This window comes from Bartonella sp. CL435QHHD, assembly GCF_042195095.1.
GTDB lineage: Bacteria > Pseudomonadota > Alphaproteobacteria > Rhizobiales > Rhizobiaceae > Bartonella.
This window is the reverse complement of the sequence record NZ_JBHINS010000087.1, coordinates 1-23,378: the sequence shown is the minus strand read 5'-3', so window position 1 is coordinate 23,378 and position 23,378 is coordinate 1. Positions and strand designations below refer to the sequence as shown.

At 38.8% G+C, this 23,378-nt stretch carries 14 protein-coding genes; 7 read left to right on the top strand and 7 right to left on the bottom strand.

Annotation, left to right across the window (positions count from 1 at the left end):
- Positions 1-81 precede the first annotated feature (81 nt).
- Entirely contained in the window at positions 82-561 is a 480-nt protein-coding gene (locus ACFILH_RS09415) for a MaoC family dehydratase (RefSeq protein ID WP_273791472.1), read from the top strand.
- An 866-nt stretch (positions 562-1,427) separates the two neighbouring features.
- Here the strand turns inward: ACFILH_RS09415 and ACFILH_RS09410 are convergent.
- From ACFILH_RS09410 to ACFILH_RS09400, 3 genes are all read right to left on the bottom strand, one after another.
- On the bottom strand, positions 1,428-2,087 hold the full coding sequence (locus tag ACFILH_RS09410) for a methionine ABC transporter permease (protein WP_015856780.1): 660 nt from the start codon (positions 2,085-2,087) through the stop codon (positions 1,428-1,430).
- A complete protein-coding gene (locus ACFILH_RS09405) occupies positions 2,080-3,114 on the bottom strand; it encodes a methionine ABC transporter ATP-binding protein (RefSeq protein ID WP_273791471.1) in 1,035 nt (344 codons plus the stop codon). Before ACFILH_RS09405 ends, ACFILH_RS09410 begins: the two co-directional genes overlap by 8 nt.
- Before the next feature lie 69 nt (positions 3,115-3,183).
- The gene (locus tag ACFILH_RS09400; RefSeq protein WP_273791470.1) at positions 3,184-4,002 is read right to left on the bottom strand and encodes a MetQ/NlpA family ABC transporter substrate-binding protein; all 819 of its coding nucleotides are present in this window, start codon (positions 4,000-4,002) and stop codon (positions 3,184-3,186) included.
- 503 nt (positions 4,003-4,505) lie between these two features.
- Here ACFILH_RS09400 and ACFILH_RS09395 point away from each other — a divergent pair.
- The gene (locus ACFILH_RS09395; RefSeq protein ID WP_273791469.1) at positions 4,506-5,144 is read left to right on the top strand and encodes an SH3 domain-containing protein; all 639 of its coding nucleotides are present in this window, start codon (positions 4,506-4,508) and stop codon (positions 5,142-5,144) included.
- Positions 5,145-5,427: 283 nt separating this feature from the next.
- On the opposite strand, the gene ACFILH_RS09390 is transcribed toward ACFILH_RS09395, so the two are convergent.
- Together ACFILH_RS09390 and ACFILH_RS09385 are read right to left on the bottom strand one after the other, a co-directional pair.
- Positions 5,428-6,459 (bottom strand): aspartate-semialdehyde dehydrogenase, encoded by a 1,032-nt coding sequence (locus ACFILH_RS09390; RefSeq protein WP_273791468.1) that lies wholly within the window; start codon positions 6,457-6,459, stop codon positions 5,428-5,430.
- Positions 6,460-7,408: 949 nt separating this feature from the next.
- Positions 7,409-7,807: a helix-turn-helix domain-containing protein gene (locus ACFILH_RS09385; protein WP_275065251.1), complete on the bottom strand. Its 399-nt coding sequence runs from the start codon at positions 7,805-7,807 to the stop codon at positions 7,409-7,411.
- Between the two features lie 294 nt (positions 7,808-8,101).
- Here ACFILH_RS09385 and ACFILH_RS09380 point away from each other — a divergent pair, with 294 nt between their 5' ends.
- The 5 genes from ACFILH_RS09380 (at position 8,102) to ACFILH_RS09360 (ending at position 17,842) form a co-directional block, all read left to right on the top strand.
- Positions 8,102-9,283: a site-specific integrase gene (locus tag ACFILH_RS09380; RefSeq protein WP_015856774.1), complete on the top strand. Its 1,182-nt coding sequence runs from the start codon at positions 8,102-8,104 to the stop codon at positions 9,281-9,283.
- A 176-nt stretch (positions 9,284-9,459) separates the two neighbouring features.
- Complete coding sequence (locus ACFILH_RS09375) at positions 9,460-9,660, top strand: AlpA family transcriptional regulator (RefSeq protein ID WP_015856773.1); 201 nt, start codon at positions 9,460-9,462, stop codon at positions 9,658-9,660.
- 99 nt (positions 9,661-9,759) lie between these two features.
- On the top strand, positions 9,760-10,659 hold the full coding sequence (locus ACFILH_RS09370; RefSeq protein ID WP_375637766.1) for a toprim domain-containing protein: 900 nt from the start codon (positions 9,760-9,762) through the stop codon (positions 10,657-10,659).
- A 12-nt stretch (positions 10,660-10,671) separates the two neighbouring features.
- Entirely contained in the window at positions 10,672-12,279 is a 1,608-nt protein-coding gene (locus tag ACFILH_RS09365; protein ID WP_375667728.1) for a YfjI family protein, read from the top strand.
- 595 nt (positions 12,280-12,874) lie between these two features.
- Positions 12,875-17,842 carry a DEAD/DEAH box helicase gene (locus tag ACFILH_RS09360; protein WP_375667726.1) on the top strand — a complete coding sequence of 1,656 codons (4,968 nt, stop codon included), beginning with the start codon at positions 12,875-12,877 and terminating at the stop codon, positions 17,840-17,842.
- An 873-nt stretch (positions 17,843-18,715) separates the two neighbouring features.
- On the opposite strand, the gene ACFILH_RS09355 is transcribed toward ACFILH_RS09360, so the two are convergent.
- Positions 18,716-21,346 carry a DUF6990 domain-containing protein gene (locus tag ACFILH_RS09355; RefSeq protein ID WP_375667733.1) on the bottom strand — a complete coding sequence of 877 codons (2,631 nt, stop codon included), beginning with the start codon at positions 21,344-21,346 and terminating at the stop codon, positions 18,716-18,718.
- A 6-nt stretch (positions 21,347-21,352) separates the two neighbouring features.
- The coding region (locus ACFILH_RS09350) for a DUF637 domain-containing protein (protein WP_375667724.1) at positions 21,353-23,378 on the bottom strand (2,026 nt) is incomplete at its 5' end.

The following is a 23,378-nucleotide window of genomic DNA, read 5'->3' as shown; positions in this document are numbered from 1 at the left end:
TTATTCTTGATGCTCTAATCAATGGATTTTATAAAAGCAAGAGGGGTGGTTGCTTTTATCAAATAAAATAGGAATAGCGTTATGCAGCAAAAAATAGCAGTACAAGATGTCACCAGTTTTATTGGGAAAGAAATGGGATTATCGGAGTGGCGTCTTGTTACACAGGATATGATTAATCAGTTTGCATGTGCTACAGATGATCATCAATGGATACACGTTGATGAGGAAAAGGCTAAAAAGACACCTTTTGGCGGCACGATTGCTCATGGTTTTTTAACATTATCGCTTTTGTCTACGCTCGCTTATGAGGCGCTTCCAGAGTTAGAAGGGAGCACAATGGGGATTAATTATGGTTTCGATAAAGTACGCTTCATGAGTCCTGTGAAAACAGGGGTACGGATACGTGCGCGTTTTGTGTTAGACGACGCAGAAATTCGCCCTTCTGGTCGAGTGGTTTTCCATTATGGGGTTACGGTGGAAATTGAAAAGTTAAAAAAACCAGCTCTTACAGCTCAATGGCTTATTGTTGCTATTTTGGAAGAAAAACCTTCCAATATCTAGATTATTTGAGTGCTTTATTTTATAAAATTTTTATACAATTCTATTAGAAGTTTCTTCAATGATAATATTGAGAATAATCTATAGGATGATAGATATAGTGGAGCTATCATAGCGTTGATAGCCATAGCAGGTTGCTATTTTCCTAGATTGTTTTGAAGAGGAGTTTCTTAATGAAGATAGTGCATTGCTTCACGCTTTTGTTTATAGCGTTCTTTAATGGGATCATACCCATCACGTAAAACAGAACGCTTCAAATGGAATATACTTGCGTTGTCAATTCACGGGCTTATTTTAAAGAAACATCTCTCAACGCTTGTTACACCCATTTCGCAATGGCGCCTGTGAATGGTATAATGATAAAGCCATTGAGCACCCCTATCTTTATGCTTTGTAAAGAAGAAAGCCGACACCATCATATTATATGCTAACCGCCAATGTTAAGACAGGTCTTGGCGCTTGAGATAATTCATAAGAGGCATGCCTGCCTTCTTTTCTTATATAGTTTTTACTCACCCAGCTCTTCCCGCTTGTAACGTGCAAGCGAGAGGTTTTGGTTGATTCTATATAAGTTCAATATGTTCTCTAAGGTTGGGAAAGGTCGTGACCAATGTCTTAATTTGACATGATAATTTATCATTTTTATGTTAAGAGAGAGTCTCACATACTGTGAGATCTCTTATTTTATCCCCTTTTATATTCAATCAATTAAAACTATTTTCTTTCATTTTACAAACGGATGGGAAGAGATAAAAACTGTTTAAGAAAAAAGTTTCTAATCTCTTATGAGCGTTTTCGATAGGCAAGGGGGAAGCACTTTGGAAGTGGCAAAGAGGATGATGGTATTGGCATGTGAAATTCTAAGTCTTTTAATGTTTTGTTTTATCAAGTTTTTGTACGATTTTATCAGAAGTCCATTGGGTTATAATATTGAGCATGATCAAAAGGATGATGACGATGGTCATGATGAAGGTATTATAGCGTTGATAGCCATAGCGGATTGCCATATCCCCTAAACCGCCTCCACCAAGATATCCAGCAAGTGAGGTGGCTCCTATGAGAGAAATGACCATGACTGTAAAACCTGTAATCAGGCTAGGGAGAGCTTCAGGAATAAGAACATGTCTGATAATTTGAAGACGGCTTGCCCCCATAGAGCGGATCGCTTCAATAAGACCGTTTTCAACGGTTTTAAAAGAGAGTTCCGCCATGCGTGCATAAAAAGGGATAGCTGAAATGGTCAGTATAAAAATTACAGCAGGCATTCCTATCCCTCTTCCTACAACGATACGCGTAACGGGAAGAAGATAAAATGCAAGAATAATAAAGGGAATGGCACGAATACTGTCAATGATCATGCTTAAAGGGCGATTGATGAGAGATGAGGAAAAAATCCCCCCGCGTGCTGTTGTGTGAAGAAGAAGACCAAGGGGAAGCCCTATAATAAATGCCATAAAAGAAGCACTAAGTGTCATCAATATTGTATCAATAACAGCTTGGGGAAGTTCATGAGACAGAACATTAAACATAGCCTAAGACCTCACAATATCGTCCTTTTTTCGTTAACCATTGAACAGCTTTTTCTAAAGCTTCTTTATCTTCTCCAGGAAGAGCCAAGAAGAGTCTCCCGATGGTTTCATCTTGAACTGTATCAATGCCACCATGCAAAATACGTGCTTTTAAACCACTCTCATTTTCTAGAAGATGAAGAAAAGGCTGCTGGGCAATTTCACCGGCAATATTAATTTCAATGACAGCTTCTCGTCCGATTGGTTTGAGATTTTTCGCAAATTTTTCAGGAAGTTGCGGGGTGACAAGCTTGAGCATGGCTATGGTTGTATCGTCTTGCGGTGATGTAAAGATGTCTTTCACACGTCCTTCTTCTACAATGTTCCCCTGATTAAGAACAACAACGCGATGCGCTATGGTGCGCACAACTTCCATTTCATGGGTGATGAGCACAATCGTGAGATTGAGGTGTTTATTAATATCAGCAAGGAGCTCTAGAATAGATTGTGTTGTTTCAGGGTCAAGAGCAGAGGTAGCTTCATCTGATAACAATATTTTAGGATTAGCAGCGAGCGCACGAGCAATGCCAACGCGTTGTTTTTGCCCCCCTGACAATTGTGCCGGATAGCAATATTCTTTCCCAGATAACCCAACCAATTCAATCAGTTCAAGGGCACGTTTGTGGCGTTGTTTTTTACTTACACCACTTAATTTAAGCGGCAATGCAATGTTATCAAGAATATTTTGCGATGAGAGAAGATTGAAATGTTGAAAAATCATCCCAATTCGTTGACGGTAAGGCGCCCATTCTATCTCTGATAGATTGGAAATATCAACACCTTCAAAAAAAATGGACCCTGCATCAATCTTCTCTAACCCATTTAAACAGCGGATAAGTGTTGATTTTCCTGCTCCACTGCGCCCAATAATGCCAAGGATTTCACCAGCATGGATATTTAAAGAGAGATTATTAATTACCGGAATACCAGCCGTTTTGTTAAAACAACGGCTGATGTTTTTTAAGGAGATAAGAGTAGGTTTTTCCATTCACAATTACTCGGACATTTGGCACAATTACTCGGATATTTGGCACAATTACTCGGATATTTGGCACAATTACCAAGATGTTTGGGCGGTTTTGCCAAAAATCTCTTTGATTTTTGCACGGATAAGATCGTTATTGTAAGCGGCAACTAATTTTTTAACCCATGGCTCATCTTTTTCGCTCGTGCGTACAACGATGATATTATCATAAGGATTATTTTTTGCGCTCTCCCATGCGACTACATCTTTTTCGAAGTTTAATCCGGAAACAATAGCCCAATTTGTGTTTATAATTGCAAGATCAAAATCGTCAATAGCTCGCCCTAACATACCGGCATCGAGCTCACGAATTTGCAGGTTTTTAGGATTTTCGATAATATCAAGCGGAGATGCAAGAATATTATGAGGATCTTTTAATTTAATGAGACCTAAAGAATTGAGAAGAAGTAAGGCTCTTCCACCATTAGATGGGTCGTTCGGAATACCAACATGTGCACCATCACGAAGATCTTTTAAGTCTTTTATTTTGTGTGAATAAACACCGATTGGAGCAATAAATGTATAGCCGACAATTGAAAGTTTATAGCCACGTTGTTTCATTTGTTCATTAAGATAAGGGGCGTGCTGAAAAGCATTCGCATCGATCTCTCCTGCGTTAACAGCGTCATTAGGCAAAGCGTAATCAGAAAAATAAACGAGTTCAATATCTAAACCGTCTTTTTTAGCCTGTTCAGCAGCAGTTTTCCAAATAATCGCATCCCGCCCTTCCATAATACCAAGTTTGATTTTTGATTTGTCTGTAGCCATGACAAAGACCGTAGATAAAAAAAGAGCAAAGAGAGAGAGGAATAATCCTATAATCCGACTACGAGAAAAAAATTTTAATGTCATGTACTTTTAACTTTCTTTTCCAGGAGATTTTTTGAGGGAAGTGTCAATATGCTCTGTATTTTTTTAGGGAGATTTAAAGTTATACAAGCTTTAGAGAATATTCAATCACTTTTATTTTTCAAAGAGTATTATTTTTCCTTCTATTTTAGTTGTTTTGAGGGCTGATCATCATTCATTCTCAGAAATGCTCTGAAATTCGGGCAATCAATTCTTCTATTGCAATCATTTGTTGAGGGAACCAATGACACTTAAAAAACTTCTTTAAGGGACGATTGGTTGAAGAACCGGACAATCAGATGATGCTTTAGCCGTAAATTCATGAAGAACATACTGCGCAATCAAGATCAAAAGGCCGTGTTCGTGTAGGCGATAAAGAGAGATTTTGTTGCAATGTTGTGGGGTCTTTGGGGGGATAAAGGTTGCTGATCATTGGATTTAAACGCGGCAAATTTTTGTAAAGGCGAAATTTTGCCCTTCACATGTTTTAGAGAGGAAGAAAAATAATGTTAAGAAAGAAATTTTTATCAACAACAATGATTTTATGGGCTTTGGGAGCGTCAGAGGTGGCTGTGACTGCTTTTCACGCAGAAGCTGGAACCATTACAGGAACAGTTGCTCGTGTTGCATCAGGTCAGGTATCTTTACGCACAGGTCCTGCGACAGCTTATAAAGTTATCGCAATGGTTCCAATGGGAGCAAAAGTGCAAATTTATGGCTGCCTATCCAATAAAACTTGGTGTTCTCTTGGTTATCACGGAAAAGTTGGTTGGGCATCTGCACGTTACGTCAATGTTAACAATGTTCCTACCATTGCTTTTAAAAGGATGCCTGTAAAATCAAAAGCCATGGTAAAATCGCCAAAAGAAAAAGTAAAACAGGCTGTTTCCGACTTTAAAGCTCTTCCGGCGATTCAAAAAACACGGAAAAATATGCAAAAACTATACAGAACAGATGTGATTATCGATTCTACAGGTGTTAAAAAAAGGGATGAACGAACAATTTTAAATCCGTCGCAAAAAGCACAAGGCGTTTCTGTAAAGCACGTGAGTGCTTATAATCCCTCCTTTCCTAATAATGTCAATTACAAAAATTTTGAACGTAATGAAACGCGTTACCGTGTCGTGACCTATCCTGCTCGATAAGGGTAAAGTTAATTTCACAACCGGAATGACAAATAGGATCAGCAGCATAAAGCAAAAAATGCTTATGCTGCTGATCCTATTGTACCGTAAAATGGTATTAAGGCGGCAATGCTTAACTTAAGGTGGTGAGGCATTCAAGGATATTCAGAGTAAAATTTGTCAATACCTCGAATTACGGTTCTTTAGGATGGTGATATGAATCCTCAGCTGGAAAAGATTATACTGAAGAGAAGCCGGACTTTTGACAGACCGGTTAGGGCTCTTCATCTTTTCGGACAGGGCATTAATTTGCGGACTTAGGCTTTATCAAATTACGAGAAATGAGCAATTCAGCAATTTGAACGGCATTCAATGCTGCTCCTTTTCTTAAATTATCGGCGACAACCCAGAAAGCTAAACCATTTTCAACGGTGATATCTTCACGAACACGACTAATAAAGGTATCATCTTCTCCGGTACCTTCATAAGGTGTGGTATAACCACCATCTTCGTGTTTATCGATAAGCTGACAGCCTGGTGCATCGCGGAGGAGCGCTTGTGCTTCAGATGCGCTTAGTGGTTTTTCAAATTCAACATGGACGGCTTCGGCATGACCGATAAAGACAGGGACCCGAACAGCAGTGGCCGTTAATTTAATTTTCGGATCGAGAATTTTCTTCGTCTCAACCGTCATTTTCCATTCTTCTTTTGTATAACCATCTTCCATGAAAACATCGATATGAGGAATGACATTAAAGGCAATACGTTTAGTGAATTTTTTTGATGTAATTGGGTCTGCAACAAAAACTGCACGTGATTGTTCGAAAAGTTCGTCCATTCCTTCTTTACCAGCTCCAGAAACCGATTGATATGTAGAGACAACAACACGTTTAATGATTGCAGCATCATGGAGAGGTTTTAAAGCTAAGACCAGTTGAATTGTTGAACAATTAGGATTTGCTATAATATTACGCTTAGAAAAGGCATTTATAGCTTCGCCATTGACTTCAGGGACTATTAACGGAACATTGGCATCATAGCGCCACGTGGAGGAATTATCGATGACGACACAGCCGGCAGCAGCGATTTTAGGGGCGTATTCTTTGGAAATGCTTCCTCCCGCAGACATAAGACAAAAGTCTGTGTCAGAAAAATCGTAAGTATCCAGTGCTTTTACTTTTAAAGTTTTATCTCCATAAGAAACTTCTTGTCCTAATGAGCGTCGTGATGCTAGAGGGACAATTTCATGCGCAGGAAAACCACGTTCTTCTAAAATTGTAAGCATTTCACGACCAACATTTCCGGTCGCGCCGACAATTGCAACTTTAAAACTCATTTTCTATATACTCCTCATGTCTCTCCACATTTATTCCCCGTGCTATACTCAGGAGAGAGTGAGTTGGTCAAGGAACATCATTAAATTATATTTTTGATTTTCAACAACTCAATTTTGTGCACAGCAATCATCATCGTTAGCACAATAAATTGTTTTATTTCAAATGATACGTCTTTTTTAATCTTTCAGAATTGAAAAAATTGAATATTTTACGCTAAGCTATTATCTCTTTAGAAAACACTTTAATTAAGTGAATTCCTTATCTTCTGTCAATTGTTTACCTTCACACTTTTGAATTTTTTAAGGAGGTATGCGTGCTTCATGCCCTCATACCTTAAATGATAGAATTTATGGCACAACAGAATAAACTTAAGTATCCATATATAGATAAATTCTTATGAAAGTTATACATATATTTTTTTCGTGTCTATTTTTTACTTTATATTTCTTATTTTTACTTTAATCCTATTTTGCTATAAATATCAATCTTTGTAGTATGGTGGTATAAGATCTTTAATCTTTCTCGATATATTTAAGTGTTTTTTTAGTGTGTGGGAATATTCTTAGGCTTGTTTGGAGAGCCTTTTGTTTAAGTGATTCATATGAGTGGAAAGCCGTTGAACACTCCCATATTTACGTTTAATAAAAGAGCAAGTTAGCACCATCATACATTTTTTTAGCACCCAATGTCGTTACAGCTCTTGGTATGTGAGACGATTCAATAAGAGGTATGCCTTTTTGTACATTTTTACTCACACGCCAACTTTGCTTGTGTTGTGCAAACAAGAGATTTTGATTGATACAATATAGAACACGTTTGAAATGAAAGAATTTTACGATATTCGAAACACTTATTCAATATCAATAACGTTAGATTATCATTATAAATCAACGTGCTATTTCTAAGTTAAACTCGTTAGAATTCGGATTATTTACAAATCAGATTAGATTAAGAATTTTCATTCTCATGAGGTGTGGGGAGACAGTCACAATTCTTGTCAAGATTATTAAGGACGTTGATTGTCCTTTCAGTGAATTTATGAAAATAAGGGGTCATTTTTTCATCAGAAATCAACTGCAAAATTGCTCTTTGTTTTTTGCGGGTCAGTATTCTGAAATTTTTTAAAAGTAAATATTCTGCTTTGCTTGCTATTCTGTCATCACAATGATAGGGGCTCTCTTCTTTTTTTGCGCTATCAGCATAAAAGAAGGAAACGGGAACATCTAATATATGAGCAATTTCCTGTAAACGTCTTGCACTTACGCGATTTAAGCCTTTTTCATACTTTTGGATTTGTTGGAATGTTACGCCTAAATGACTTCCTAATTGTTTTTGAGAAAAACCCATGACGTTTCTTCTGAAGCGAATTTTTGGCCTAAAGAAATATCGTAAAAATGTAGATTTTTGGCTTTCACTTGATGTCCCCACCGGTTGCGAGCGCCCTCGCATTAGTATTCCGGGGTCTGGCAACACATTGATTTATAATAATAAATCATCCTTTTTCAACTTGAATCATAACTCCGAATATAGTAAGATTTTCTCATCACAAACCCTCTCAGATTGAATCAATTAATATCACTTGCTTGCACGTCAAAAGCGGGGCTGGTGTGTGGGTAAAAATGAGGAAAGAAAGGAGTAAAAATGCCTCTTATGAATCGTCTTAATGCAAGGGCTGTCGCAACATTGGGGGCTGGCAAATATAATGATGGTGCCGGCTTGCTTCTCCATAAGCGTAAAGATGGTGGTGCTCAATGGCTTTATCGTTATACCATTCATGGTCGGCGCCGCGAAATGGGCTTGGGTGCGTTGCGAAATGTTTCTTTAAAAAAAGCCCGTGAATTAGCAAATCAATGGCGTTCTGTTTTGCATGAGGGGCGTGATCCCATTAAAGAACGTGAGAAACAAAAGCGTGAGGCAATAAGTAATCTCCATTATTTAAAAGACATTGCCTTAGATGCTTTTGAAAGTCGTAAAGCTGAATTAAAAGGAGATGGCAAGGCTGGGAATTGGTTTCTACCTTTACAACTTTATATTCTCCCCAAATTAGGCTGTATTCCTATTTCAGAAATTACACAAACAGAGATACGCAATGTTCTTGCTCCCATCTGGCATGCAAAAGCTGCAACCGCAGAGAAAGCAATAAATCGTCTTAATATTTGTCTCAAACATGCTGCTGCTTTGGGGCTGGATGTTGATTTACAAGCAACGATAAAAGCACGGGCTCTCTTAGGGAAACAACGCCATAAAGCACAAAATTTACCAGCAATGGACTGGAAAGATGTTCCTGCCTTTTATCAGTCACTCTGCAAAACAACAACAATGACACAACTGGCTTTGCGTTTTCTTATTCTTACAGGCGTTCGTACACGTCCTTTGCGCTATATGCATGAAGATCAGATTGATGGGGATATATGGACCATTCCTGCTGAAAGTATGAAAGGACGACGCGATGCTACAGAAGAATTCCGCGTTCCTTTATCATCAGAAGCACTAAAAGTGATTAAACAAGCACGCCTTTTATCTCGTAATGGGTTTCTTTTTTCTGCAACCGGTCGTGGTCCCCTTGCACAGAACAGCATGTTACAATACATGAAAAAAACAGGACTTGAAGCCTGTCCGCATGGTTTTCGCTCTAGTTTACGTGATTGGCTCGCAGAAACAACCAATGCCCCTTATGAGGTTGCTGAAACCATTCTAGGTCATACGGTTGGGGGAAAAGTGGAGCGTGCCTATCGTCGGACTGACTATTTAGAACAGCGTCGTATTTTTATGGATAGATGGGCTTCTTATGTTACTGATCAAAACAATAAAAGTTGTGGATAGCTCTATGTCTCCATTTTCCTTATTTTATCCATAACGGATGATACAATCACAAATTATTGCTTCTCTTGATAAAAAATCACAAGATATTGTTTTTTTGCTGGAAAAGTTTGCTACGAATTGCTATTTATATATAGTTAATAAACAGTGATTCTATCATTTAATATAAAGGGGATTCCATGATTCCAAACGGACCACTCCTCACAGTACGTGAGAGTGCAAAACTACTTAATATAAGCGTTTCAACACTTTGGCGGCGGGTCGCTGATGGCTCGGTACCAAAGCCTTTAAAGATTGGTTCCTTAGCGCGCTGGTTACAATCTGACCTTTGCGATGTAATCGAAAAGGCAAAAAACCAACGTGGCAACGACGCCGCCTAAAGAAAACTTCGCCTTATAGGACAGACAAAGTATTTCGACTTTCGCAAATCCCGAAATAACAGAATCTGTCCTGTAATGCAAGTAGCAGGAAGGGATTTTATGCATTTTACAAATGCTACAACAAGCAATGCTTATGCATTGCATACAACAGCTCAAAAAATTACTTGTGCATTACGTGGAGTTTGGCATGGGCGTTATGGAATAGCCCGTTGCCCTGCTCATGATGATAGGCTGCCTAGCTTATCCCTTGCCAATGGACATGATGGGCGTCTCTTACTCTATTGTTATGCTGGCTGCTCTTTTAGAGAGATCATACAAGCACTCATTAGAATTGGATTGCTTGGAAAACAAGCTTATGATCAGACGCTCTCTTTCTCCAAACAGTTTTGTGCTGATCTCAAACGAGCAAAACAGAAAGCAGAGAGAGCAAAAGCAATTTGGCAACAAAGCCAACCAATCAAAAATACTTTAGCAGAAACCTATTTACGCATGCGGGGTATTACATGTGATTTGCCTGCTGATTTACGTTTTCACGACAAGTGTCTATACCCCTCTGGGGGTACACTGCCCGCGTTGGTGGCTCTTGTTAAGGGCGCTGGCTCTTTCGCCATTCATAGAACCTTTTTACAAGCCAATGGCTGCAAAACAGACCAAAAACCAGCAAAAGCCATGTTGGGATCTGTAACGGGTGGTGGGGTGCATTTAAGCCAAGCCAATCCAAAACATTTGGTCATTTGTGAGGGCATTGAAACGGGTCTGGCTCTTTTGTCTGGGTTGTTATCTGAGCCTGTGAATTTATGGGCGTCTCTTTCAACCAGTGGCATGATGCGTGTGAATTTACCCCCTACAAAAGGGCGTCTCACCATTGCAATGGACGGCGATGATGCGGGTCGTAAAGCAGGTTTTACCCTCGCTGCGCGTGCCTATAACCATGGCTTTGAGGTCTTTATGATGCAAGCTCCAAAAGGAACGGATTTTAATAACGTATTACTTTCTTAAAAGAGGGAAACTATGAAAGATAGTAATTTACAAAACAATAATGAAAATACTCCCGTCAATGATAACGATAATGTCTCTTTAAACGAAAATACTTGTTTAAAAGCCATTCCTTATGAACAAGCCTTGCAACAAAATGGTTGGGGGCAATTAAAACCGATTGCTACGGCTCTCTTACCTGTCGAGCCTTTTAGCTTATTACAGCTTCCAATGCCATTAATGGACTATATTTATGAGGTTGCCGATCTTCAACAATCTTCTATCGATTTTATTGCTATCTCTGCTTTATGTGGCTTGGCTGCTGTGATTGGCAATGGCGTGCGGATTGCTCCCAAAAAACATGATAATAATTGGAAAATTGTTCCTAATCTCTGGGGTGCTCTTGTGGGGCAACCTTCAACACTCAAAACACCTACCATGCAAGCCGCTTTAACTCCTCTCTATGCCTTTCAAGAGGAATGGCATCAAGAATGGTTAAAGAAGAAAGAACAGCAAGAAAAGAAAGATATTCTTATTGAATTAGATAAACGAGAAAAGAAAAAACAAGCCTATAAAGCACTCAAAGATCAAGATGAGGAACAAGCCCTTGCCCTTCTTTCACAATCTATTGAACACAAAGAAAGTGATGATAACACTCTTGATAAACGACGTCTTATTGTCAACGATGTGACTGTCGAAAAGCTTGGGGAACTCTTAAAAGAAAACCCCCGTGGTCTCTTGATGGTACGAGATGAATTGGCTGGGTTTTTAGCTAATATGGAAAGAAAGGAATACCAAACAGACCGTGCCTTTTATCTAACAGCTTTTAATGGCAATACGTCATACACCTATGACCGTATTGAACGTGGAACCATTCATATTCCCAATGCAACCATTTCCATTATTGGGGGCATTCAACCCTCACGCATTATTCCCATTATTCAAGCCATGTGCCATGGAATAAATGATGATGGTTTCATGCAACGATTTCAAATGATTGTATGGCCCGATGAACGAAAAGAGCGGTTATGGGTTGATAGACCTCCCAATCAAAAGGCATGGGAAAGCTATCAAGGGGTCTTTCGTTCTCTTTATGATAAACCGTTAGGCTCACCAAAGCATCCGATAACCATACACTTTTCTACTGATGCCCAAGAGATCTTTCGTGTATGGTGGGAAGATTTTCAGAAAAAAATAAATAGTGGTCATTTCTCTACAAATTTACAATCGTATCTTTTGAAAATGGATAAAACCATACCAACACTTGCGTTGATTTTTGAATTGACCGAAGGGGGTCGTTTTGAAATCAATAGAAATGCTCTTGAGAGAGCCTTGTATTGGGAAAAATATCTGTTAAGTCATGCCAAACGTCTTTATGCGGCGCATGATACATTAGCAACAGAAAGTGCAAACTTGCTTGTCAAGCGCTGTGATTGTTTACCTAATGTTTTTACTGCACGGGATGTTTATAAACGTGATTGGAAATGTTTAAAAGACAATGAAGCTGTGAAGCAAGCTTTAGAGCTTTTATGCCGTTGCAATTATATTCGTGAAATCTCTGGAGACAATAACTCCCAAGGCGGTCGACCTACCATACGCTATGAATGGCATCCTTTAGTGAAAAGTCATAAAACATTTCAATGAATGAATTTTAAATTCCAATAAAACATATAACTTATGTATTCATAAAATGAAACCTTCAAAACACTTCCCATCTATTGGTTTTGGAGGTTTTGGGGGTTTTGGAGGTGCTTTTTATTCCCCTCTTTATATATTTTAAAAATCAAAATAAAAGTCACTATATTTCAATATGTTAATTTTTATCAACTTTTCAAAAAACAATCTATATCAACATTACAACCTGTAAATTCAACTTATAGCATAGGTTTTGTAGGGGTTTTGGGGGTATAGGGGGGGTATATGCTTTTTATCTTTCTTACAAAGCAAGCAATAAAAGCCTATCAAAACATACATTCTGATATCTTAAAAGCACATATCAAATTTGTCTTTTTTCCATAAAACGAACAGCAAATTTCACTATTTTGCTGATTTTACCTCATGTCATAGGCTGTGGATAAGTAGCCTTTAATAAAATTTCTTTTTAAGCAGGTCGTGGGTCTTTAGCACCCTTTTTTTATTTTATTATTGCTATTTGTTTTAAATAGATCTAGCAGATTCTATTTAAAGTTTTTTGACATCGATAGATCAACGCTTATATAGCGGTGGGGTTTTATTATAAATGCTTCAATCTCATAACAAACCACTGACATTACGCTCTCTGTTACAATCCTACCGTGATCATACAGAAAATGCGCGCGATAGAGGAACTTCTTTTGAAAAGTTTGTAATTGCTTATTTGACGCAAGACCCTCTGCAATGCCAAGAATATGAAAAGGTTCAAACCTATTGTGAATGGGCAAAAGAGCATGGGGAAGATGGACGTGATATTGGCATTGATCTGGTTGCTAAAATTCGTGATGAAGAAGGATATGCCGCTATTCAATGTAAGTTTTATAGTGCAAATCATCAGATCAAGAAAGAAGATATTGATAGCTTTATAGCAGCGTCTGGCAAGAAAATATTCACACGCCGTATTCTGGTTGATAGCACCGAAGGTAATTGGAGTAACAATGCCGATCTCACCTGTGAAGGACAAGGAGTCCGCATTCAACGGATTAATCTTTTTGATCTGGAAAACAGTCAAATAGATTGGGCAACCTTTGAAAGCAAAGGGGAAGCTACTCTTAAGAAAAAAGAACCGAAAAAGCTTTTAGATCATCAACAAGAAGCGCTTAAAGCTGTTTGTGAAGGGTTAAAAGAAGCAGACCGCGGCAAGCTGATTATGGCGTGTGGAACGGGAAAGACCTTTACCAGTCTGAAGATAGCAGAAGCTCTTGCTGGTCAAGGTAAACGTGTTTTATTCCTTGTCCCCTCTCTTTCTTTAATGTCACAAACAATAAGAGAATGGACAGCAGATACAGCAATACCCTTGCGTTCCTTTGCCGTGTGTTCTGATACACAAGTTGGCAAACGTCGTAAAGCCCAAGATGATGCTGCCGAACTCGATGTCTCGGATCTCGCTCTACCAGCAACAACAGATTCTCAAAAGCTTGGAGAAAAAGCCAATAAGGTTTCTCCTGATGCCATGACAGTGGTCTTTGCTACCTACCATTCGATACAAGTGATTTCGGATGCGCAAAAGAAATATGCTTTACCGGAATTTGATCTGATCATTTGTGATGAAGCACACCGTACCACTGGAGCTGTGTTAGGAACAGACAAGAGTGAATCTGAGTTTATCAAGGTTCATAATAATAGCCTTATTCGGGGCAAGAAACGTCTGTATATGACAGCAACCCCTCGTATCTTTAGTGATAATGCCAAAAAACAAGCTAATGAGATTGATGCTGTTCTGGCTTCTATGGATGATGAAGAGCTTTATGGAAAAATCCTTTATTCTTATAGTTTCTCCCATGCTGTAAAAAATGGACTTTTAACGCCTTACAAGATTATCGTTTTAGGTGTTGATGAAGGAGAAGTGAGTAAATCTATCCAGCATCTGATGACAGATGAGAATTATGAACTTATTCTTGATGATAGAACAAAGATCATGGGTTGTTATCAAGCTCTTACCAAAATGGATCTGAAAATTGATCTTGGGGATGATACAAGACCCATGCACCGGGCTTTGGCTTTTTGTAGAGATATTGATACTTCTGAACGCATATGTAGAACATTCAACGATGAAGAAGTTAAGAAAGATTTACGTAATCTTCATGAAAACCATAAAAATATTCCCCCTCTTAACTGTCAAGTAGATCATATTAATGGAAAATCTGGTGCCAAAAACCGTACGATAAAACTTGATTGGTTGAAAGAAGATGCGGGTGAGAATGTCTGCCGTATATTAACCAATGTACGCTGCCTTTCAGAAGGTGTTGATGTTCCTTCCCTTGATGCGGTTATGTTTTTACACCCGCGTAAAAGCCAAGTGGATGTGATACAGGCGGTAGGACGTGTGATGCGTCGTGCAAAAGGCAAAAAGATGGGCTATATCATTTTGCCGGTTGGTGTTCCTGCTGGTGTTTCACCAGAAGAGGCATTAAAAAACAATAAGAGATACAGTGTTGTCTGGCAAGTTCTCAATGCTTTGCTTGCCCATGATGAGAATTTTAGTAAAACCCTTAACCAGATGGTCTTAGGGCAAGACGTAAGCTCTATCATCGACATTGTTACAGTTTCTAAAAAGACCGAATTAGAGAATGTCACCACGGTTATTGACGAAATCACGCTCCACGAAAAATCGGAACAATCCGGACTTCGTATTGGGACACAAGCTCATGAACCGCACCAAACATATGAAGGACAAGGAAGATTGCCCTTTTTTGTTGAGTTTCCCAATGCTCTCAAAACACTGATTGTTAAAAAATCTACTATGAGTGATTATTGGGGCATTTGGGCTGGCAATGTTGCTGAGATTGCACAAAACCATATCACACGCCTTCAAACTATGCTTTCTGATCAAACAAGCGAAGCTTATCATGCCTTTGATGCGTTTTATAACGAATTAAAAAACAACTTAAACAGTGAGATAAAGCAAGAAGAAGCGATTGAGATGTTAGCGCAACATCTTGTGACGCGTCCCGTGTTTGAAGCCTTGTTTGAGGGCAATGAATTTGTACAAAACAATGCCATTTCGCAAGCAATGGAAAAAATCTTAACAGAACTTGATAAAACAAATATTGAGGAAGAATCCAAGGAATTACAAGAGTTTTATGACAGCGTAAAGTTCCGTGCCTCTGGCATTACAGAACCACAGGCAAGACAAAATCTTATTATCAAGCTTTACGAAGATTTTTTTACCAAGGCATTTAAGAAAACCACGGATAGGCTTGGCATTGTTTATACCCCCGTTGAAGTTGTGGATTTTATCATTCATTCTGTTGATGATGTGTTGCGTAATGAGTTTGGAAAAAGCTTAGGGTCACGTGGAGTTTCTATTCTTGACCCTTTCACGGGAACGGGTACCTTTATCACAAGGCTTTTACAATCAAATCTCATAAAACCAGAGGATATGGAATATAAGTTCCGTCATGATATCCATGCCGATGAGATTGTTTTACTGGCTTATTACATAGCAGCCATTAACATTGAATCGACTTATCATAGTTTGAAGAAAGGAGAGTATATTCCTTTCAAACATATTGGTTTAACCGATACATTCCGGATGCTTGAAAAACAAGATCTGATGAGAGGTTTACTAGAGAAAAACAGTGAATATTTAGAACTTCAGAAAAACCTCAATATTGAAGTTATCTTCGGCAATCCTCCTTATTCAACAAAGCAAAAAAACGAAAATGATAATGCAAAAAACACACCCTATCCGATTTTAGATAAACGTATTAGTGAAACTTATGCTGCTCATTCAAAAGCAACCAATATGCAAGCAATTTATGATAGCTATATTCGTGCTATTCGCTGGGCAAGTGACCGTATAAAAGACCGTGGTATTATTGGTTTTGTTACAAATGCCGGTTTTATTAATGGAAGTTCTACGGACAGTCTACGAAAGTGCCTCGTTGAGGAATTTAGCAGCCTTTATATTTTCCATTTACGGGGTAACCAACGAACTTCTGGAGAACTTTCTCGAAAAGAAGGTGGTAAAATTTTTGGTTCTGGATCTCGAGCCCCTATAGCGATTTCCATTCTCGTAAAAAATCCAAATGCACAACAGCGTGGTAAGATATATTTTCGTGATATTGGAGACTATCTCACGAGGCAAGAAAAGCTTACAATGATTGAATCCCTTGGAAGCATTAATGGTATTACACGGAGTAAACAAGGTTGGCAAATAATTACACCGGATAAGCATGGGGATTGGATAAAGCAACGTGATGACAGTTTTAAAAAATTTTTAGCTATAGGTGTTAAAAAAGGACATGATAAAAAGCTCTTTAAAATTTATTCCTGTGGTCTAAAAACAAACCGTGATGCTTGGGCATATAACTCAAGCTATAAGATTTTAGAAAATAATATGCATAATATGATTACTTTCTATAATAGCGAAGTAGAACGTTTTAATGATGCCTATCCACATGCTGATCATAAAATACGTGCAAATGCTGTAAACAATTTCATCAATGCAGATGAGAGCAAGATTAGCTGGAGCCATAATGTTAAACAAGAATTGGTAAGAGGAAAAATTCTTAAATTCGAAGATGCATGCCTCATGCAAAGTTTATATCGCCCTTTTACACGACAGTGGCTTTATTATAATCGTACTTTCAATGAGAGAGTTTACCAAACGCCGCGTATATTCCCAATGGAGAAAGCGGTTGAAAATAAAATCATACAAGTTACAGGCATAGGAGCAATGGGAGGCTTTTCTGTGCTTATGACTACGGCTCTGCCCGATGTTCAGGTGATAGAAAATGGACAATGCTTTCCACGCTATATTTATGAAGATAGTACGGTCCCAAAAAGTAAAAGAGAGAAACAATCCCATTTATTTACGGATTCTACAGAAGAAAGTAAAACAGTTGGTTTACAGAGGCGTGATGCCATTACGGATGAAGGATTAGCACATTTTAAAGCTGCTTATCCGAATGAAACTATCACGAAAGATGATTTATTCTATTATGTTTACGGTCTACTTCATTCGGAAGATTATCGCTCTCGTTATGCTGATAACCTCTCTAAAGAACTGCCTCGTATCCCGTGTGTAAAGAGTGCTGATGACTTTTGGAAGTTCGTAACAGCAGGGCGTGAACTCGGTCATTTGCACGTGAATTATGAAACTGTAGAGCCTTATCCAGTGACCTTTAAAAAGGGTAATCCAAAAGTTACAGAGATCTCTAATCCCGAAAAATTCTATTACGTGACTGAAATGAAATTTTCTGGGAATAGTAAGGAAAAGGATAAATCGACTGTTTTTTATAACAGCAATATCATCATGACAGATATTCCTCTTGAAGCTTATGAGTATATCGTTAATGGTAAACCCGCTCTTGAATGGGTTATGGAGCGTCAATGTGTAAAGACTGATAAAAAGAGTGGTATTGTGAATGATGCCAATCGCTATGCTGTTGAAACCGTTGGCAACTCTGCTTATCCTCTAGAGTTGTTTCAAAAGGTTATTACCGTAAGTTTAGAAACAATAAAAATCATTAAGAACTTACCAAAATTAGAAATTAGAGAAACTGAATAGACTTGGCTTGCTCAGATGATAGGCATGTTAACCTCACAAAGGGGTATAAGGTCTTATAACCTATAGGTTCTATACCCTCTTTATAAATTGCTTACATACAATCTTTAAAAGGAGTGTTTGTATGCGTTATTCTAAAAAGAAATCATTTGCACTTTTAAATACTCTTATTTGAATTGCTTTAAGACTTTTAAGAAATCCCATCTTAAAGTGAATACGCTTCTTTTACATTGCCTTTAAAAGATTATACCGTAATCTAAAATGATAGCTTTATTGTTATCAGAAGCTTTGTTTAAAGAGAGTTATGTATATTCATTTTCTTATATTACTTATAGGTTTTGAATGTTTCTCAAACCCCCAAAACACCTACAAAACCCTCTTAAATATATATTAAAGATTGTATTTATGTTTTGTGTTTAATATAGGTTGTTTATTTGAAAGATTAACTTATTGAAATATAATGACTTTTATTTTTTATTGAAAAATATGTAAAGGGGGGAGCGTAAAAAGCACCTCCAAAACCCCCTAAACCTCCAAAACTCATAACCATAATGGTCTTGATAGCATCTATTATGATTATAATCCCTTTCTTTTGAAAGGCTTAAAGGATCATATGCTTTTCATAAAGCACATTTTAATCATTCACTAAAATCATAAGATTCGTCTGTTAAATAAACTGACATAACCGATAAAATAGACAAAAGCCCATAAAAAGTAATTTTAATAATCTATGAAATAATAGGCTGTTTCATTAAAATCTTGCACCAAAACCATGATCAGAGCCACACTACTGTTGAGTTTCTCAACTAGTGATCAAGGCTTTGGAGCGCGTCTTATTTTCTAAATTTCTGAAATCTTTTCGATATTTTTTAGGTGCTATTTCTTGTCTTTTTTTCCGATAAAATTGACTATTTTCTCTTTCCACGAGCGGGGTTGCTCCTTGCTGGTAACCTCTTGTGGATCATCAAGCTTTTCTGCCACCTGTTTAATCAAAGCGTAACTCACTTGCTTCACCTTTGCTACTTCTTTGGCTAAAGCTAATGCACGTTCAAGGTGGGTTTTGTTGATGCTCTCGTCAAAACCTAGGTGATCACCTGCCGTAAAGCTTTGCTGATAAGATTGTAAGGTTTCAGCATCACCCAACAAAGCAAGAGCGCCAAGATGAAGTAAAGCATAATGTGCATCGTTTGCTTCAGACGTGGTGCTTTTTTCCCAAGGAGCAGCGCCATAATCAGAGCGAAGTCTTTCAGAAAGGTCAATGTCTGTTACCGCCCATTTTAGCGCGTCATCAAGTGCTTGCTTTAAGCGATCCGCAGTAACTTCTGGTTCAAAGATTTCTAACCCCTTTGCTTCAAAATTAAGCTGTATATCTGGAATATCTTCCGTGTGGGTAGGATCAATGAATTTACAAGCGGTGGAAAGAATGCCAGTACTAATCATAAAAGCGCTATCAAATTGTGGGTAATCTTTGGCAATTTCGTCGTTATAAAGAATGTCTACTTCACGATCAGCCAATTGATAGCTTGCCATATGGTCATTCTCATTGATTTTCTCAGTTGACCAGCCTAGGCTTTTTAAAAGTGCATGAGCACTTTCCATGGTGAGACGATCATCAGTGTCATCCGCTTCATCCACTTCCTCTGCCGCTTCAACAGCAGTTGTTTTAGAAGCAACAGATGCTGTTTGCGGATCCAAGCTCAAAATCGGAGCGTTTTTAGGAAAACCAGTCCGATAACGGCGTGCAAGAGCAAGGACGTTATCAATAATATGTGCTATGTTTTCCCTTATCAAAGCTGAAAAGTTTTTATCCTTCAAACTTTCCTTATAAAATTTGAGTTTTTCAACATCCCCAATAAGAATAAGTGCAATAAGGTGCAACTTCGCAAAATCATATTCACTGTCTGGGGACAAAGCCGCATAATCATAGATGATTTGATTCACATTTTGTCGATCAGCCCAGCACAAAATATCCGCACTGATCTGTTTCAGCTTGCCTTCATCCAATTCAGTACTAGAAACTGCATAAACTTCTTCTGATTCTTTAAGAACGGTATATTGGGGAGTATTGATGAAAATAGATCGATAAGCTGTAGAAAAACCAAGTGTTGAAAGAGAAACCTTGAAGGTAACAAATGGTGTCTCTCCGTTTTTATCAAGGTTGTACACTATATTAATGATACGATCTTTCTTTATAAAATAAGCATTGCAATTGTAATTTTTATCACGATAGACTGTCCAGTCCATCCTTTTTAAGTCTTCAGAAACTGTATTAAGAAAAGACAAATCTTGTAAACTAAGACGATCATCTATAGCTTTTCGCTCATTAAGGATTTTCAGATATTCTTCAGCAAATTGAACGGCCTGGTTAATATATCTCTCTACTTCACGGTCATCCAAAATTTCAGAAATCGTACCTGCTTCTAAAAAATTTTGATAAGATTTCAGAACATCAATTTGACCTGTCAATGCTAAACAAGCCAAATGCCAGACTATACGTATATTGTAGCTATACTTTTGAACACGTGTTTTGCTTTCTATTGATGCTTGTAAATCTTGGGCATGTGCCCACTGTATTATCCGCTCAGAGATTTTGATAAGCTCTTGCTCATCTAATGTCTCTACACAAATATCAATGCCTTTACCAAAACCACTAAAAAACCCCCCCCCAATCGTATTAAAAGAATTATAAATATTTTTAGGAGAAACACACCAATATTCCTTACTATAGTGAATACAATTGCAAGCGACAGAAATCATTTCATTAGATATTTCAGCTTCAATACGGACATTGTAATTATCATGAAGACGTATAAAACCAAAATCAAATTGAATAAAGCGGTCGGGCAAAATCAACCACATTTTTCCAGGTTCCGTTGAAAACCACCCTTGTGTTTTAAGAACGCGCATTGCTGCTGTGAGACTTATCGAGCGCTGTTTTGGCTTCTTGCGCGTTAGAATATCGTCTAATTCCCCATTTTTATAGGCCTGTGCAAAAAAAAGCAGGCGATCATCCGATGTCATTGTTTTATAATCAGCAAATTCTGGCACAGATAGTTTTGGGGTAGATCTATCACTCCTTAAAGCCTCCATATCACCAAGTAATGCTTGTGCAACGGCAGAATGATTAGTAGCTTCCTCGCACAACTTTTTTTCAATATCCTGTGCTTGCGCCCATGCAATCACTCTATTTAGAGCGTCCTTAATATGGCTTTCGGAAAGATCCGGAGCTTTAACATTAAAATCCTCCTTCGCGTAAAACAGCACATCTCCATATTTACGCTGTGATTTTTCACCTCTAGAATATTCCCGAGCAAGACAATAAGCAGCGGTGGTGAGATCAGCCGAAAGCAAAAACTCTTTGCCACTCTCTCCATAATTTTTTACACCATAGCCAATACCGACAATGCGATCGGGAAGATGATAATGCGCAAAAGTATCCCCCACGTTATCACGATAAGGCTCCCAGCCCAGTCTTTTTAAAATCTCTGTGACATCTTTAGTTTGCATCATGAATCACTTTCCTTGTGCAAGAAGCTCTGTTAAACGGCTCGGATGACGAATAACTTCGTATTTTATCGGTCTCCCCCAACCCTTGCCCAGTTGTTCTTTAGGCCAATTTTTCTTAAAATCATCTAATGCTTCCTCAAATTTTTCTGCACTTCCTTTATAATCTCTCTTAAAATCGCTGAGTTCCTGTTGATATTTATTTAGCTTTTCTTTGTTTTTCTCAAGGAATTTTAAAACAACATCTCCTGTGGGTTGCGCATCTCCTGTTTTATACTCCTTTTCCAAAATCTTTTGGTTTTCGGTTAGACCAGCATTCCCCGTTTTTACCTCAACAATTTTTAATTCACCATCCTCTATATAGAGAATATCAGGACGGGATCTTATTGCAACTTCCTTTGTCCCTCCTTTACCATCAGGTTTCTCAACTATTTTTTTAAACGATGCTTCTTGCGTACATGTTGTACATCCTGCTTCCTGTAATTTTTGCATTTCTTCTGTACGCTTTCCGTCATGATGCTCCTTATTTTTTTCGAGTGTTTCACGATTGCTATTGCTTTTTGAAGGCTTTGGGGATGTTTCGCCCTTGGCACTGTTTTCAGAGCCAATTTTTCCAACTGATTGAACAACTTCCTTTTCTGCTTTTGCAGCTGCTTCTTCAGTCTTAGCAGCAAATTTGATGAGATCTTTTTCTACAAGCTTGCCCGCAAGCTTTACGCCTCCCTTGGCTGCTGAAACAGCACCGTCAGTAAGCACTGTAGAACCCACTATATAAGCCACATCTCCTAATGCTTCACCTGCCATTTCGCCAGATTCAGCACCAGCACTGAATGCTCCATCCCTCCCTTTCTCCCTTGTTTCATGTATGTGATCTATGTGCCCTCTAAAGGAATCCTTAACACCTCCCCAGAATTGACCAACTCCTTCCCAGAGTTGACCAGCACCTTCCCAGACATCATCAAATATATGCCCACTCGTGGCCCAAGCTTTTGCTGTTCCAACGCCTTGAAGGGCATTTTGATAGATCTCATCAACTGAACTGTTTCCTATTGCCGATCCTAATTCTTTAACGTCATGAACTGTCGCATATATTCCGTTTCCTATTGCCGATCCTAATTCTTTAACGTCATGAGCTGTCTCAGATATTCCGTTTCCTATTGCTTTTACGGCACCAACAATCGTACCCTTCGCAAGACCTATCTCAAAAATCCTATCTTGCTCTTCATCAATCTCGAACCATTTTTCGTTAACATCTCTTCGACACTGATCATCAGGGCACTCTTCTAACTCTTTCTTCATCTGAGCGCGTTGTGCACTACCCAAAAAGTTATTTGCAGCGGCATTACCTGCGGCATCAGCGCCGGCATCAACATTGCCACCGGCAAGGGCAGCGGCAACGCCCCCAGCAGCCCTTGCGACATCAATGGTGTGGTCTCTAAAGTCAGCAAACTGCGCATCAATCTTTGCGTTTATACGCGCTTCCTCTTCCGGAGTTGGGGTGCGACCGTTTAGATCCCCCATTTCCTCTTTCACAATGCCTTGCACCCACAATTGAAACTGGAGCATAGCAGTGGCTTCGCCCACAGCACCCCCCACAGCACCGGCCGTGCAAGCACCGCTCGCAACAGCGCCTTTTAAGCAGCCAAGACCAGCGTGGGCAACGATCTGTGTGACCGTATCTATTTTGCCTTCTGCCTTGGCGGTACCGATTTCTTCTGCCAACGATTTGCCAACCGTATCAGACAGGGCGATGCGCAGATTGTTAAAAAAGTTCTTGTCAAGAGAGCCGCCTTCAAGAGCCGTTTGCACGCCTGTGCCAATGGCGGCTTTGATCAAGTTCTTTTTCGCTTCAAGGGCGATACGATCGACAAAAGGAGCGGTTTTTGGCAAAGATTGTCCAACACCTGCCATTTCCGTTATTTGGCTGGTTAAGCCTGCTGTCAACATCGACGAAACAATGCTGAGAACATTCTTTGAAGAGCCAAGCTCATGCAAAGCGCCGGCAATGTTGCCGCGATTATTGACAAGAGCCACA

Bases quoted from the DNA above. Each gene is read 5' to 3' on its own strand.
- ACFILH_RS09415 (WP_273791472.1), top strand. From the start codon at position 82: ATGCAGCAAAAAATAGCAGTACAAGATGTCACCAGTTTTATTGGGAAA.
- ACFILH_RS09410 (WP_015856780.1), bottom strand. From the start codon at position 2,087: ATGTTTAATGTTCTGTCTCATGAACTTCCCCAAGCTGTTATTGATACA.
- ACFILH_RS09405 (WP_273791471.1), bottom strand. From the start codon at position 3,114: ATGGAAAAACCTACTCTTATCTCCTTAAAAAACATCAGCCGTTGTTTT.
- ACFILH_RS09400 (WP_273791470.1), bottom strand. From the start codon at position 4,002: ATGACATTAAAATTTTTTTCTCGTAGTCGGATTATAGGATTATTCCTC.
- ACFILH_RS09395 (WP_273791469.1), top strand. From the start codon at position 4,506: ATGTTAAGAAAGAAATTTTTATCAACAACAATGATTTTATGGGCTTTG.
- ACFILH_RS09390 (WP_273791468.1), bottom strand. From the start codon at position 6,459: ATGAGTTTTAAAGTTGCAATTGTCGGCGCGACCGGAAATGTTGGTCGT.
- ACFILH_RS09385 (WP_275065251.1), bottom strand. From the start codon at position 7,807: ATGGGTTTTTCTCAAAAACAATTAGGAAGTCATTTAGGCGTAACATTC.
- ACFILH_RS09380 (WP_015856774.1), top strand. From the start codon at position 8,102: ATGCCTCTTATGAATCGTCTTAATGCAAGGGCTGTCGCAACATTGGGG.
- ACFILH_RS09375 (WP_015856773.1), top strand. From the start codon at position 9,460: ATGATTCCAAACGGACCACTCCTCACAGTACGTGAGAGTGCAAAACTA.
- ACFILH_RS09370 (WP_375637766.1), top strand. From the start codon at position 9,760: ATGCATTTTACAAATGCTACAACAAGCAATGCTTATGCATTGCATACA.
- ACFILH_RS09365 (WP_375667728.1), top strand. From the start codon at position 10,672: ATGAAAGATAGTAATTTACAAAACAATAATGAAAATACTCCCGTCAAT.
- ACFILH_RS09360 (WP_375667726.1), top strand. From the start codon at position 12,875: ATGCTTCAATCTCATAACAAACCACTGACATTACGCTCTCTGTTACAA.
- ACFILH_RS09355 (WP_375667733.1), bottom strand. From the start codon at position 21,346: ATGCAAACTAAAGATGTCACAGAGATTTTAAAAAGACTGGGCTGGGAG.